Annotated in this window: 16 protein-coding genes; 6 read left to right on the plus strand and 10 right to left on the minus strand. The window is 44.2% G+C overall.

Translation table 11 applies throughout. The annotated features are described in order from the left end of the window. Positions 1 to 2: 2 nt before the first annotated feature. From RJ47_RS01350 to RJ47_RS01365, 4 genes are read right to left on the minus strand one after another with little or no spacing between them, the layout of a single operon-like run. Entirely contained in the window at positions 3 to 1,007 is a 1,005-nt protein-coding gene (locus tag RJ47_RS01350; protein WP_039481617.1) for an efflux RND transporter periplasmic adaptor subunit, read from the minus strand. Between the two features lie 40 nt (positions 1,008 to 1,047). After that, the gene (locus tag RJ47_RS01355; protein ID WP_039480692.1) at positions 1,048 to 1,506 is read right to left on the minus strand and encodes a YeeE/YedE family protein; all 459 of its coding nucleotides are present in this window, start codon (positions 1,504 to 1,506) and stop codon (positions 1,048 to 1,050) included. A gap of 18 nt (positions 1,507 to 1,524) precedes the next feature. After that, positions 1,525 to 1,944, minus strand: coding sequence for a YeeE/YedE family protein (locus RJ47_RS01360; protein ID WP_039480694.1), 420 nt, complete (start codon positions 1,942 to 1,944; stop codon positions 1,525 to 1,527). A 30-nt stretch (positions 1,945 to 1,974) separates the two neighbouring features. After that, the gene (locus RJ47_RS01365; protein WP_005474513.1) at positions 1,975 to 2,283 is read right to left on the minus strand and encodes an ArsR/SmtB family transcription factor; all 309 of its coding nucleotides are present in this window, start codon (positions 2,281 to 2,283) and stop codon (positions 1,975 to 1,977) included. A gap of 163 nt (positions 2,284 to 2,446) precedes the next feature. On the opposite strand from RJ47_RS01365, the gene RJ47_RS01370 reads away from it, so the two are divergent. From RJ47_RS01370 to RJ47_RS01395, 6 genes are all read left to right on the plus strand, one after another. Further along, a complete protein-coding gene (locus RJ47_RS01370) occupies positions 2,447 to 2,632 on the plus strand; it encodes a YgaP family membrane protein (protein WP_038137354.1) in 186 nt (61 codons plus the stop codon). Positions 2,633 to 2,643: 11 nt separating this feature from the next. Beyond that, entirely contained in the window at positions 2,644 to 4,347 is a 1,704-nt protein-coding gene (locus tag RJ47_RS01375) for an FAD-dependent oxidoreductase (protein ID WP_039480697.1), read from the plus strand. 149 nt (positions 4,348 to 4,496) lie between these two features. Then, positions 4,497 to 4,679, plus strand: a complete 183-nt coding sequence (locus RJ47_RS01380; RefSeq protein WP_039480700.1) for a hypothetical protein — start codon at positions 4,497 to 4,499, stop codon at positions 4,677 to 4,679. A 473-nt stretch (positions 4,680 to 5,152) separates the two neighbouring features. Next, positions 5,153 to 5,722, plus strand: a complete 570-nt coding sequence (locus RJ47_RS01385) for a hypothetical protein (protein ID WP_039480703.1) — start codon at positions 5,153 to 5,155, stop codon at positions 5,720 to 5,722. Positions 5,723 to 5,873: 151 nt separating this feature from the next. Beyond that, positions 5,874 to 6,197 (plus strand): hypothetical protein, encoded by a 324-nt coding sequence (locus tag RJ47_RS01390; protein ID WP_156143290.1) that lies wholly within the window; start codon positions 5,874 to 5,876, stop codon positions 6,195 to 6,197. Positions 6,198 to 6,553: 356 nt separating this feature from the next. Further along, a complete protein-coding gene (locus tag RJ47_RS01395) occupies positions 6,554 to 7,795 on the plus strand; it encodes an SGNH/GDSL hydrolase family protein (RefSeq protein ID WP_039480708.1) in 1,242 nt (413 codons plus the stop codon). 71 nt (positions 7,796 to 7,866) lie between these two features. On the opposite strand, the gene RJ47_RS01400 is transcribed toward RJ47_RS01395, so the two are convergent. The 6 genes from RJ47_RS01400 to RJ47_RS01425 all read right to left on the minus strand — a co-directional run bounded on the left by RJ47_RS01400 (position 7,867) and on the right by RJ47_RS01425 (position 14,082). After that, complete coding sequence (locus RJ47_RS01400) at positions 7,867 to 9,036, minus strand: MFS transporter (RefSeq protein ID WP_039480711.1); 1,170 nt, start codon at positions 9,034 to 9,036, stop codon at positions 7,867 to 7,869. Continuing rightward, positions 9,026 to 9,724, minus strand: a complete 699-nt coding sequence (locus RJ47_RS01405) for an aspartate/glutamate racemase family protein (RefSeq protein WP_005474534.1) — start codon at positions 9,722 to 9,724, stop codon at positions 9,026 to 9,028. Before RJ47_RS01405 ends, RJ47_RS01400 begins: the two co-directional genes overlap by 11 nt. Positions 9,725 to 9,883: 159 nt before the next feature. Next, positions 9,884 to 11,656 (minus strand): class I poly(R)-hydroxyalkanoic acid synthase, encoded by a 1,773-nt coding sequence (phaC, locus tag RJ47_RS01410; protein WP_039480714.1) that lies wholly within the window; start codon positions 11,654 to 11,656, stop codon positions 9,884 to 9,886. Between the two features lie 58 nt (positions 11,657 to 11,714). Further along, positions 11,715 to 12,062 (minus strand): phasin family protein, encoded by a 348-nt coding sequence (locus RJ47_RS01415; protein WP_005474523.1) that lies wholly within the window; start codon positions 12,060 to 12,062, stop codon positions 11,715 to 11,717. A gap of 60 nt (positions 12,063 to 12,122) precedes the next feature. Next, positions 12,123 to 13,331, minus strand: coding sequence for an acetyl-CoA C-acetyltransferase (locus RJ47_RS01420; RefSeq protein WP_039473902.1), 1,209 nt, complete (start codon positions 13,329 to 13,331; stop codon positions 12,123 to 12,125). 10 nt (positions 13,332 to 13,341) lie between these two features. After that, positions 13,342 to 14,082, minus strand: a complete 741-nt coding sequence (locus RJ47_RS01425) for an SDR family oxidoreductase (RefSeq protein ID WP_039480716.1) — start codon at positions 14,080 to 14,082, stop codon at positions 13,342 to 13,344. Positions 14,083 to 14,446: the final 364 nt, after the last annotated feature.

Raw genomic sequence — 14,446 nt, forward strand, 5'->3', positions numbered from 1 at the left:
CATCACTCTCCTTTTGGCGCCAACGCAACCGTTGAGATCACATCGCCCTCTTCAAGCCCAGATAAAACCTCTACATAATCCCCATACTCTTGACCTAAGCGGACAGGATTCAATACACGTTGCTGGTTTTGAATCCGGTAGACAGAGCTGAGTTCCCCTCTACGTACAACTGCCGTAGAAGGAATGACTAGTGTCTCTTTCTCACCATAGACAAATTCAGTTTTAACCCACATTCCCGGTACAACAGCATCCGTGTTTTCCGGTAGCGACAATCGAATCTTGAACGTATGAGATTGAGGATCGGCATAACTGAACAAGCTCATGTCGGTAGGTGCGATTTCCTCACCACTTGGGGAAACCACTTGGAACTGATCGACGGTTTCTACCCTTGCTTGGTAACGTTGCGGAATATCAGTTTCGACACGCAGCACATTAAGGGCGAAGCCACTCAGTAACGGCGTACCGGGTGCGACGGTTTCTCCCAACTCAACATGACGCTTGGTCACAATGCCATCATAGGGTGCTGTTACACTGGTGTATCCCAACAGTTCTTTGGCTTGTTCCACGTTTGCTTGCGCCGATTTGACGGAAGCCGCTGCACTTCTTGCTCGCGCTTGAGCTGAGTCCATCTGATCTTGGGAAATCGCCCCTTTGGGAAACAATTGTGTAAAGCGTTTCAGTTGTGCCTGAGCCTCTCTATTTTGAGCCTCGGCACTGGAAAGTTGAGCTTGAGCCGCATCCAAAGAGGCAGATTGCTGCACTGCACTGATTTCGAGTAGAACAGCCCCCTCTTTGACATAGTCATTCACGTCAACATTCAAACTTACAATACGGCCCGATGTTTGCGCCGCAACCGTCCCCTGATTGATAGGCTGCACCACCCCGTCTAAATGAATAACTTGCGAAAGTGGCTCCAAATTGACGGTGTACAGTTGTTCATTTTGCTGCGCATTTGCTCCCATTGCTATTGAACAGGCAATAGCAACACTCAAACTCATCCTTCTCATCATCACCACTCCATCACGCTTGTTTCATCCATTGTAGTCGCTACGCAGTTTGCGTTTGTGACTCTCGGCTATTTTTCATACAAATCAGTAGGTTTGTTCCTCCCAATCCCACCATCATGCTGGCAAAGAACAGCCAAACACCCATGTTCCCCAGAGCCAAGCTAGACATTGCAGGACCTGGGCAAATACCCGCTAAACCCCAACCTAAACCAAAGATCACTGCGCCGCTCACTAATCGCTGGTCGATTTTGTCTTTTTTAGCAAGGCAGAACTCACCGGCGACAACAGGACGGGTTCTAGGCTTAATGACGAAAAAATAGGCTGGCATAAATACCAACAACGCACCACCCATTACAAAAGCGAGGCTTGGGTCCCATTGCCCAGCAACATCCAGAAACCCGACAACTTTTGCAGGATCAGCCATACCTGAAATAATCATCCCTAACCCAAATAAAATCCCTGCAAACAAAGACGTTAAACGGAAAATTACTTTATTCATTGTGTCTCTCACTAAGGTTTAGAAAAGATGAAATCGTGCAAACACGGTAATCGCTGCAACGGTCATAAAGATCAGAGTTGCGACAATTGAACGTTTGGATAATCGACCAATACCGCAAATACCATGTCCACTCGTGCAGCCGTTTCCTAGACGAGTACCTATACCAACAAGCAACCCCGCAAGTGCCAGTACCCAGCTGCTACTTTCATAGTGCAATGGGATACTACCGTTAAATACCAACACACCAATGACACCGCCAGAGACCATGCCAATAGCAAATAACAAGCGCCATGCGAAATCTGATGACTTAGGGGTGAGTAGCCCAGTCATAATGCCGCTGATGCCTGCAATTTTCCCGTTAATCAACAACATAATCGTCGCTGATATTCCCAATAAAATGCCTCCTGCCAATGATTCCCATGGGATCGTGAAAGCCATAACTACCTCTTAGCTAAATTAAAAAAACCGTTAACCACAAAACGTGGTTTGTAAATTTTGGATAAGCTGAACAACGCGCTCATCGTCCAGCGAATAGAAAACTTGTTGCGACTCTTTGCGGAACTTGATTAACCCGTGTTTTCTTAACACGGTTAAATGTTGCGAAAAGGCTGATTGGCTCAGCGTAGAGCTACTTTGTAGTGCGCTAACGCCAACTTCGCCTTCAGTCAATTGACACAGCACCATGAGTCGTTCTGGGTGCGCCATTACTTTCAATAGCTCAGCAGCTTCTACCGCATTCTTCTTCATTTCTGCGATGTTAACTGTTTGATCATTCATGGCTCGTCTCCAGTTAGTCAGTTAAATTAGATAATACTAAACAACTTAATTTAGTCAACACTAATTTAGAATATTTAAAATTAGCCAAATTAACATTAGACTTTCCTAAATTAAGACTCTATAGTAGTTTTCATCAAGGAAAATGGACACGAAGGAGAACGACATGACACTTGAAAATGCAATCCGAGTATTAGCAGGAAGTATGGTTCTACTCTCAGTTATATTGACGGTAACCGTGCATAGTGGGTTTGTTTGGTTAACGGTATTTGTCGGGGTCAACTTGATCCAAAGTGCCTTTACTGGCCTGTGTCCGGCAGCATATTTTCTTAAAAAATTAGGTTTTCAATAACGGAGTTTCAAATGACTAAGATTCTTATCGTTGGTGGTGTAGCTGGTGGTGCTTCTGCGGCTGCGCGTGCTAGAAGATTAAGCGAAGACGCAGAAATCATCATGTTCGAGCGAGGCCCTTTCGTCTCTTTTGCAAACTGCGGATTGCCCTACCATATTGGTGGCGATATTCAAGAGCGCAGCAAATTGCTACTTCAAACACCAGAAAGCTTCTTAGCACGATTTAATGTCGATGTTCGAGTAATGAACGAGGTCGCTTCCATCGATCGACATAACAAGCAGGTTACGGTTAAGAATCTACTAGACGGTAGCGAATACACGGAAAGCTACGACTTCTTGCTCCTTAGCCCTGGTGCTGGTCCTATCGTGCCGCCAATTCCAGGCATCGACAATCCGCTTACTCACTCACTGCGCAACATTCCAGATATGGATCGCATCATTCAAACGATCCAGATGAATAAGCCTGAACACGCAACGGTAGTTGGTGGTGGATTTATCGGCCTTGAAATGATGGAAGCTTTCCACCAATTGGGAATTAAAACCACGCTGATTGAGATGGCAGATCAGGTGATGACACCTGTCGACCGTGAAATGGCTGGGTTTGCTCACGCTGAAATTCGTCAAAAAGGCATTGATTTGAAGCTGAGCGTAGCGCTTCAGGCGGTTGAGTACATTCCGAACGAGCACATTGCAAGCCTCGGCTCTGGTGAAGACGACGCGCATCAACATATCGAAGGTGAGCTTAATCTTACTCTTAATAACGGTGAGTCGTTAACCACTGACATTTTGATCATGGCTATTGGTGTGCGCCCTGAAACCAAGCTCGCTCAAGAAGCTGGGCTACAAATTGGTGAGCTCGGTGGTATCTACACCAATGAATCAATGCAAACGAGTGACCCTAGCATCTATGCTGTCGGTGATGCAGTCGAAGAAAAAGACTTTGTTACAGGTGCACAAACTCTGGTTCCACTTGCAGGGCCTGCTAACCGCCAAGGTCGTATGGCGGCAGATAACATGCTCGGACGCAATGAAACTTATCAAGGTACACAAGGCACCGCTATTTGTAAGATTTTCGACCTAGCCGTTGCCTCAACGGGTAAAAACGAGAAGCAACTAAAGCGTGAAGGTGTGAACTATGAAAAAGTCTATGTTCACACTGCAAGCCACGCGAGCTACTATCCGGGCGCTGAAATTGTATCGTTTAAGATGCTGTTTGACCCAACAACTGGCAAGATCTTTGGCGCGCAAGCGGTAGGCAAAGATGGTGTCGATAAACGAATTGATGTAATGGCTGTTGCCCAACGCGCAGGTATGACTGTCGAGCAGCTTCAGCACCTTGAGCTCACTTACGCGCCGCCATACGGCAGTGCCAAAGATGTGATCAACCAAGCGGCATTTGTAGCAAACAACATCATTAAGGGCGACGCCACCGCGATTCACTTTGATGAAATGGACTCACTGAGTGACGAGCAAGTGCTGCTTGATGTACGTAACCCTGGTGAACTCGAAAATGTTGGCTTTATCAAAGATGCAATCAACATTCCAGTGGACCAATTACGCCACCGCATGGACGAATTGCCAAAAGACAAAGAGATCGTTATCTACTGTCAAGTTGGGTTACGCGGTAACGTCGCATATCGTCAGTTAGTCAATAACGGCTTCAAAGCCCGTAACCTGATTGGCGGATATCGCACTTACAAGTTTGCGAAAGCATAAAAGATTCCTACATAACACTGCGCTAATTTTTTGGGTCCGAATGGACCCATTTTTTTCTTGATGAGTTAAGGTTGATCTACATCATTCCTCTCCCAGCCTAGTGTCGTTAACTTAACAATTGACACCATTAGTTAACAAGGAGAGAACAAATGGAACTTAAGAAAGACCGTCGCTGCTACACCTATGTCTGTATCAACGGTAAGTGGTTTCATTACGACCATTGCACCACAACGGCGTACATGCTTAAAGGTGGCGCTGAATGTTTGTTGGAGCTTGCGCGCCCGCCTGAAACAGAGAGCGAACTTGTTCAGCTGATTAAAGAGCAATTTTAAACGCTTCGGACGTGGAAGACACCTTTTACTACACCCTCTTTTACTTCCCACATCGAAAGCATTGCATCAATCCCGATCCGCCAGTCACTGTCCAAGACTCATGGTGGATCGCCTTCTGATTTGTCTCGATTCGACGCCGCCCAGTAAGCACTATTTGTCCGAGCCGATCTCAATCTAAAATGAACTAATTAAAAGATCAGAAAAGTAATAACAATTCGCTCGTGACTTTGTTCAGTTCATTCAACGATAGAAATTTTGTTCAACGACTATCCTAATCCTCTTATCGCGTGTTTCTTCGATTCTAGAAAGACCGATATTTCTACACACTAAACATTTTAGTCTGAAACAGAACATAACTAGACTGCGCTCCCATTTTATTAAATAAACCACTTCATTTAATTAGAATCTAAAATACAAGAATTTGGAATCGGTATTATTGTGAATGACTACGTTGGTTGAATAGGAAAATAAAAATGAAGAAAAGCTTTGCAGTATTGGTTGGGTGTTTTTTGTTGTCAGGGTGTATTCCTGAGGAAAACCAGAATAACAAAATTGTTTTGTCGGAAGAAGACCGCCAAGCCCTAGAGAGCGCCTCAACGACAAAAGAGCAAATAACGTATCTGTATCAAAACTTTGAACCCGTCCTTAATCGGGATGATACGTTAAAAGGTGTTGATGCCGATGAAAATGGCATCAGAGATGATATCGATGAATTCATTAACGCTTTGGTGATCCCAGAGAATGAGCGCGATTTTTTTCGCCAGAATGCAAGGTATTTGCAAACGGTATTTGATTATGATTACTCAGGTGGGACAGAGATAGATACTGAGATTGCATACGCACATGCAGTGAAATATGACGTGGTAATTAACTGTTTAATACAACTGAATCTTGATTGGGATGATGCTACTGGCTCTCGGCGAATGCTGGATGCAATGACACTAAATACTAAGCTAAGGAGTCAGCACTACACTTCTTACAATAAAACATTAGATGGCAGTGCTTTTGAAATCTTAGAGCCTACTGGAGATGATTGTGAGTAGATACATTTCGTTTATTTTAACTGCAATATTTCTGTTTAATAGCTCTGCATTTGCCTATTGTTCGAATCAAGAGGGATATACTTTTGGCTACTTAAATGGTGTAGCAACAACAAGGCAAACAGCACAAGATGACAATCGTCGACTTTATATCATGGCAAAATCAGCTACCACCAAAGTGACAAAACCAGTACTTTTATACAACGATACTGGTGGTGCCTTAAGCCCCGTCGAAGATTTTGTTGAGACGTTTGGCCAACGCTTGAGAGAGCTAAATCTCGCGGAATCCAAGTCTGAGCGTTGGGAAATCATGTGGATGATGCTCGATGGGCAAATTAAATCCTCTAATGGCAACACAAATTTGTTTGATAAGAGCGAAGATTCCGCGATATGGAACTTACTGCTTTCAGAACTACGACAAGATCTAAGAAAATTAATTACTAAAGCAAGCCAACTCCCCCTTCATCAATTTATCTAAAATTTAATATTACCAGCCCTGCGCAAACGTTTAACTAAAAATATATCGTCACGTATATTTACCTTTTACACTATTTATTTACCCTAATTTCAAAAAAACCAACAAAATAAGCCACTTTTTGAGCATAGTAACAAGTCGTATTTCTCTTAAATATAACCTATTCCAAATCAGCAAAGTAGCAACACTTATACTTATAGTATTTATATTCCATAGTCTAATTTAGCATTTTCTAATTATTTAGAATTTGATCTTTATTCAATAAATCAATCATTCACTGCCGCTATATTTTTATTTTATTTATTCTCTCGTGATATCTTTAGTGGAGTTTTAGCTCTAACAACAAGAAAGAGAACGTTATGAAACATACCCTTCTATTGGCTAGTATTTTCGCGGCACTGCCAGCATTGGCCGACACGCTCCCAACAACACCCGAAGCCGTCACAGCGGCTTACAGCCAGTCAGTGCAAGATAACCAAACATACACTTACGTTAAATGTTGGTATCGACCAGCACAGACACACGACGATCCGGCATCAACTTGGGAATGGGCGTTAAATGAAGATGGCAGTTATTACACTATCGATGGCTACTGGTGGTCTTCTGTCTCTTTTAAAAATATGTTCTATACAGCAACACCACAAAATGAGATAGCACAACGTTGTAAAGAAACACTCGCAGTCGATCACGATACCGCAGATATGTTGTACTATGCGTCAGACAATCGTTTCTCGTACAACCATTCTATTTGGACAAACGACAACGCTCCAACCGCGACAATTAACCGCGTTGTAGCGTTTGGCGATAGCCTTTCCGATACAGGAAATCTTTTCAACGGTTCACAATGGGTATTCCCAAATAGAAACTCATGGTTCTTGGGCCACTTTAGTAATGGATTTGTTTGGACGGAATATTTAGCCAAAGAGAAAAGCTTACCACTCTATAACTGGGCAGTAGGAGGCGCAGCAGGAACCAATCAATACGTTGCACTGACCGGCATCTACGACCAAGTCACCTCTTATTTGACTTACATGAAAATGGCAAAGAATTACGATCCTTCACAAACGCTGTTCACGTTGGAGTTCGGGCTAAACGACTTTATGAACTACAACCGTGAGGTGTCTGACGTCAAAGCCGACCTGAGCAGTTCGCTGATTCGCCTGAAAGATGCAGGAGCAAATCACTTAATCATGCTTACCCTGCCAGATGCGACGAAAGCGCCTCAATTTAAGTATTCAACGCCAGAAGAAATCGAAAAGGTTCGCGCTAAAATTGTCGAATTCAATCAGTTCGTTACAGAGCAAGCGGAGCTTTACAAGCAGCAAGGGATGAACATTGCCTTGTATGACGCATATTCTCTATTCGAGTCTATGACAAGTCATCCACAACAGCATGGGTTTGAAAATGCCACTGATGCGTGTTTAAACATCAACCGTAGCTCTGCGGCTGACTATCTGTACAGCCACAGTTTTACCAATGAGTGTGCACTCTATGGTTCAGATAAATATGTATTTTGGGGAGTTACACATCCAACGACTGCTGCTCACAAATACATTGCTGATAATATCATCGCCGAGCAGTTTTCACAGTTTCCATTCTAAGTAGATAGAACAATATCGATATAGACTAAGAGGTAGAGTAATCAACTCTACCTCTTTGCCTTAACGAGCTGCTAAGCCGCTACGCTTTTCGATTTGTGGTTTGAAAAACCAAACATTCCGATGACGGCCACAACAAACGGTAGAACGTAGATGTTCATCGCCTCCCATCCGACCGTTGACTCCAACCAACCCGATAATAAAGCTGTGATTGTAACGCAGCTAAACACGAAGAACTCATTAAATGCTTGTGCTTTTGATTTGTTATGAGGCAAGTAAGATTGGCTAAACAATCCCGTCGCTGCGATAAACATAAAGTTCCACCCTACTCCTAACAGCACAAGAGCGCTTGAAAAGTGCCAAATGGACTGGCCATGTATATTGACAGCAATACAAAGAACGAACAGCACGCCACCAGCAAGGATCATGTTTCGGGGGCCAAATCGTTCAATCAACCGACCGGTAAAAAATGCAGGGACAAACATTCCTAACACATGCCACTCAATAACACCTGCCGCCTTATCAAATTCAAAACCGCAACCAATCATTGCTAGAGGGGTGGCTGTCATTAAGATATTCATAACGGCGTAGGCAACCATCGCAGCAAACACCGCCAGCATAAAGTTTGGTGCAGCAACAATCGTTTTAAGCGGGTCTGCGTTTACTTTAACAGAGGCAAGGTTTTGCTTTGGAAAGCGTATCGTTTGCAATAGACACAACGCCATAATGTTCAAAACAATCAACGCTAAAAAGGCTCCGACATAAAGACCATCGTTTGACCATTGCTGAGCGTAAACCGCGAGATTAGGGCCGAGTATCGCCGCAATAACCCCACCAGCCATGGAAATAGAGATAGCTCGATGACGCGCGCTCTCATCACACACCTCGATAGCAGCAAATCGGTAGAGCGTGCCAAACCCTATTCCGATCCCGAGTAAAAAAGTGCCCACACAAAACAACGGAAACTGCTGCGTGGCCAGCGCATAAGTGGAGACTGACGCACCGCTGATACCAATGACGTTGCCAAGACTGAAACCAATTTTACGCCCAAGTTTACCCATAATGAGAGAGGCGGGAATGGTCGCGGACATCAGCCCTAAAAACTGCATCGCCACGGGTAAGGTGATCAAGCTAGAGTCTGGCGCTAGCGCCTTACCAACAAGCCCGACGACAGAGATAAGAAGTATATTGCCTGTCATTAGTAACGCTTGGCAAATCGATAAAAGCCAAACATTACGATTCATTCAATGCCTCTTTTATCGCTTCCTGTACATGTATTTCTGCCGTATCAAACAAGGCGATTTCGGTATCAGTTTGATTGACCAATAAACCAATCTCAGTACAACCCAGTATCACCCCTTGTGCGCCATTCATTGCAAGCTCTTCAATGATGGTTTGATAATCATGTTTCGAACGTCTATTGAGCTTTCCTTGGCACAGCTCGTCGTAAATCACATCGTGAACTAGCTTTCTTTGTACGCCATTTGGTACGATCACCTCGATGCCAAATTTATTGGTAATTCGCTGCTTGTAGAAATCCTCTTCCATTGTAAATGCGGTGCCGAGCAGCCCAACTTTGCTGATACCTCGACGTGTCAACTCGTGCCCTGTTGCATCGGCAATATGCAGAAGAGGAATCGATATCGACTCTTCAATTTGACCTGCTAGTTTATGCATTGTGTTGGTGGCAATAAGAATGAAATCTGCGCCCGCTTTTTCTAATGATTGGGCGGCCTTGCAGAGTACAACTGCCGCGCTGTCCCATGCACCATCACGCTGCATTTGTTCAATCTCAGCGAAATTGACACTATTGATCAGGACCTTGGCAGAGTTGTGGCCACCTAGTCTCTCTTTGATCCCTTGGTTAAGTCCCTGATAGTAAGTGACCGTCGATTCCCAACTCATGCCGCCAATGACACCGATTGTCTTCATTCTTGCCCCTCCATGCGGTCGATTCATACCAATTAAACAAAATCACAATCAGTTTACAAACAAAATAAAAGTTCGTAACTCACACAAGTGAGAAATAGAAGAGTTACAAAAGGATAGATAAAAAAATCCCCTAACACAGTTAGGGGAAGAGTGATTACGTTAGCTTTGAATAGGGAGTACTTGCTTGACGTATTGGCCTGGGGCGGTATCAATGACCGGGAAATCCTCATTGCCTATAGGGAAGGGTTCAACCTGTTCTTCCGGATTAAAACTTAACAACCATTGGTTCCAATGTGTCCACCAAGACCCTTCCGTGTGCTGGGCGTTGCTGTACCATTCGTCTGCGCTGTCATCGAGATTATCGTTCGTCCAGTAACCGTACTTACCCTTAGCAGGATGATTGACGATACCAGCAATATGTCCAGACTCACCAAGAACAAACGTTTTATTACCACCTACGTTCAACGCGCCTCGATACGTGCCTTGCCATAGTGCGATGTGGTCTTCTTTGGTTGACACAAAGTAGCTCGGAATCTTAATTTTATTGAGGTCAATCCATACCCCTCCAATCTTAACCCCTTTGTCTTGCACCAACTTGTTGTGAAGATACAACTCTCGTAGTAAGAAGTTGTGGCTTGCTGCAGACACGTTTGTACTGTCACTATTCCAGTACAACAGGTCGAAATCTACCGGACTGTTTCCTTTTAGGTAATTGTCCACATAGTAGTTCCAGTACAGGCTATTCTCTCTGAGCAAACTGAAGGTAACACTCAATGAGCGACCATCCATATACCCTTTGGCATCATTTTGCTGCGTGATGGCATCGATAATGGTTTCATTGATGTACGCGCCCACTTCTCCAGGCTGTGCGAAATCGAGCAAGGTCGTAAAGAAGGTCGCACTTTTGATGCGTTTCTTCATTCTCTTCGCAGCATAATATGCCACTGTACTTGCCAACACCGTTCCACCAATACAGTAACCTGCAGCGTTAATTTGCTCTTGGCCAGTGATAGATTCAATAGCCGAGACCGCTTTTGCTACACCTTCGGTAACATAATCACCGAACTCAACGTCGCGTTGCTCAGCACCTGGGTTGCGCCAAGAGATCATGAATACGGAGTGCCCTTGCTCTAGGAGCCAACGAACCATTGAGTTCTTTTCTCTAAGATCAAGGATGTAGTACTTGTTGATAAAAGGAGGGACAATCAACAGCGGGACCGCATTGACCGTTTCAGTAAGAGGCTTGTATTGAATTAATTCAAACAGCTCATTCTTATAAACGACATCACCTGCAGTGTTCGCAACATCGTCGCCTAGTCTGAACGCGTTATTGTTCGTCATGCGAATTTTGAGAATATCCGCACTCGATTCTAAATCTGCTTTAAGTTGGTCTAACCCTGTTAATAGGTTCTCACCATTCTGTTCCAAGGTTAGCTTAAGCAGCTCTGGATTGGTCGCGATAAAGTTGCTTGGCGACAAGGCATTGATCGCTTGACGAGAAAAGAAGCTGATACGTTCTTTGGCTTTCTCATCTAGCCCTTCAATGCTATCAATGGTTTGCAGATACGTTTTACTAAACAACAAATAGGACTGCTTAATAAAGTTAGAAAACACATCTTGCTGCCATTCTTCATTTGAAAAACGTTTGTCACCACGCTCAGGCGTTACTACATCATTCGTGTTGCCCGCGAGCGCTACGTTTTGCCATATCTGAAGCTGTTGCTGCCACCAGTCGGCTTGAATTTGTAAGAGCGCAGCAGGTTGATTGGCGGCGCTTTCAAATAATTTGGCCGTATCTTCGAAATTGACTTCCTGCATCGCTTTATTGAGGGGAGAGTTTACGGCTGCCCTGCTCTGTTCTAGATCTTCCCACCACTTTTGATTGGTTTCTTGGAGCTTAACAAGGTAGTCCGAAAAGAAGTTTTGATACATAGTATTACTCCTAAGATCGGAAAAAAGCCGCCATTAAAGGCGGCAATAAATCACAGTGTTATGCAGGAGTCACTGTCTTAAGGTTTTCCGTTGTGAGTTGCTCAACATCTTCTTTGAACTCTTTAGCGATAGATTGTAGCTTGTTGCTGTCATCGATCATTTGCTGAGAAAGTTTAGTCAGCGTGTTCAGTTGCTGACCGTTAAAAGCAGTCAGTGAGGTAACATCTTTCACTTCGCTCGCTGCTTTCATCTGCGTTAGACCCATTTCGCTGTATGTGCGAATCGCATTCAATTGAAGCTCTGTTAACACTTCAACATTCTTAGTCACAAGCTTGTTGAACTTGATGTATGGCTCCAAGCCTTTTTCTGTTTGATCGGTAAACGTTTTGAAAAAATCGGTATACATGAGTATTACTCCTGAGTTAATTCCATTTAATTACGAATTCAGTCCACTTAACTAGTAGCGTTAAGCAATTGATTTAATTACAACAGCAGTGCCCATTCCACCACCAACGCAAAGTGAAGCGACACCATAATTGCCTTTACTTCGGTTAAGTTCGTGAATAAGCGAAACCAGTATTCTGTTGCCTGATGCCCCCAGTGGATGACCTAACGCGATAGCGCCACCGTTAACATTGGCTTTATCCAAGATGGATGAGATAGAGACATTTTGCTCGTCTGCCAATTGATGAATAACCCCGAGCGCTTGTGCCGCAAACGCTTCATTCAGTTCGTACAAGTCGATATCATCAGTGGTTAAGTCTGCTTTCAGCAAAGCACTCGATACCGCTTCAACAGGACCTAATCCCATAATCTTTGGATCAAGACCAGATTGCGCGTAGCTCACCAACTCTGCGATAGGTTGCAAGCCCAGATCTTTCACTGCCGACTCACTCGCAAGTACAACCGCGCTTGCGCCATCATTGATTCCTGACGCGTTGCCCGCGGTCACTGACCCTTCTTTGTCAAATGCAGGACGCAGTTTTTCTAATCCACTTAAGGTCGCCGTCGCTTTCGGGTATTCATCCGTATCAAAGACGATGGTTTCGCGGCGTTTTTTCACGTCAACGGCAACAATCTCATCTTTAAACTTACCCGCCTCAATCGCGGCTACGGCTTTCATTTGGCTCGCTAAGGCATATTCGTCTTGTTGCTCTCGCGAGATCCCCACTTGCTTAGCGATGTTTTCTGCCGTCACACCCATGTGATATTGGTTAAACACATCGGTTAAGCCATCATTAATCAGCAAGTCTGTTAGCGCCATGTTGCCCATTTTGTGGCCGTCGCGAATATTGCCGGATACGGTAAAAGGGATTTGCGACATGACTTCCACACCCGCCGCAACCACTACAGAAGCGTCACCAGCTTTGATGTGGCTCGCGGCATCCATGACGGTCTTCATTCCACTGCCACACACCATGTTTAGTGTGTAGGCTGGAACGGTTTCAGGAATGCCCGCATAAATTGATGCTTGACGGCCAACGCTCATGCCTTGCCCCGCGCCAATCACGTTGCCAACAATCACTTCGTCGATGACATCAGGGTTAACATTGGCTTCATTTAGCGCCGCTTTGATAGCGATTGAAGCAAGATTTCCGGCACTGATGTCTTTCAACGTGCCACCAAAATTTCCGATCGGAGTGCGCTTCGCCGAAACGATGTATACTTTTTCCATGTTCAACTCCTTAGTGCATGTACAAGCCGCCATTGACGGACAAGGTTTCACCCGTAATGTAGGCTGCAGCATCACTGACTAAGAAAGAAACCGACTTAGCAATTTCCTCGGGGGTCGCAAGGCGTTGCATCGGGATTTGCGCTTTGATTGAGTCAAGGACTTCAGGTTTCATCTGCTCAACCATTGGGGTGCCCGTGTAGCCTGGGGCGATAACATTAACTGTCACGCCACTTCGTGCCCCTTCGGCAGCCAGCGCTTTTGAAAAGCCAATCATCCCTGCTTTTGCTGCCGAGTAGTTTGTTTGACCAAACTGACCTTTAAGACCATTCACTGAAGAGATATTGATGACACGACCACCGCCCTTTTCACACATTGCAGCGAAAACGGGTTGAGTGACGTTAAATAAACTATTGAGGTTCGTTTCGATCACCTCTTTCCATGCGTCTGCTGTCATCTTTTTGAAAACGCCATCGCGTGTAATACCCGCGTTGTTGACGACAACATCAATCGTACCTTCTTCTTGAAGGAGCGTTGCTAGTCGCTCAGCACACTGGGCTGTGTCCGTGACATCTAATTCGAACAGTCGCACTTGTTCTAATGTAAAGCCTTTTTCGTCAAACCACTTTTTAGCACACTCATATTTTCCGGTGAAATAAGTGGCAATGACTCGATAGCCATCGTCAACAAGTTGAGAGGAAATAGCAGAACCGATTCCGCCTTTTGATCCAGTGATCAAAGCGATTTTTTTCATTAAGAGACTCCATTCTTAACAGCAATTTTAACAGTAAGTTTTGGTTATCGTTTGATGCTAAGAAATAGCACCAACCAACGTTGTTATTAATATTATTGGAGAGACTTCCCGCTCTCGTTCTATTTATTAAAGCTAAACCGAAAATATGACAGTTCAAATAATTTCTTAAATTAAATGCATAAAGTTGAACAAAGTCTCATAAGGAATGAAATGTTATATAGTTGTTAACCTTTCCTAAGTCATTGTTTTTCAAAAACTAACTCATAAAAGCACTTTTATCAGTAGTTTCTAAATTACTGTTTTTTCGCCTTTTTTCTCAAATTTGAGCATTTTCATAAAACAGACTGCTGATTTATCACATCCT

Source organism: Vibrio sinaloensis (genome assembly GCF_000808535.1).
In the GTDB taxonomy this organism is placed as follows: Bacteria; Pseudomonadota; Gammaproteobacteria; order Enterobacterales; family Vibrionaceae; genus Vibrio; species Vibrio sinaloensis_D.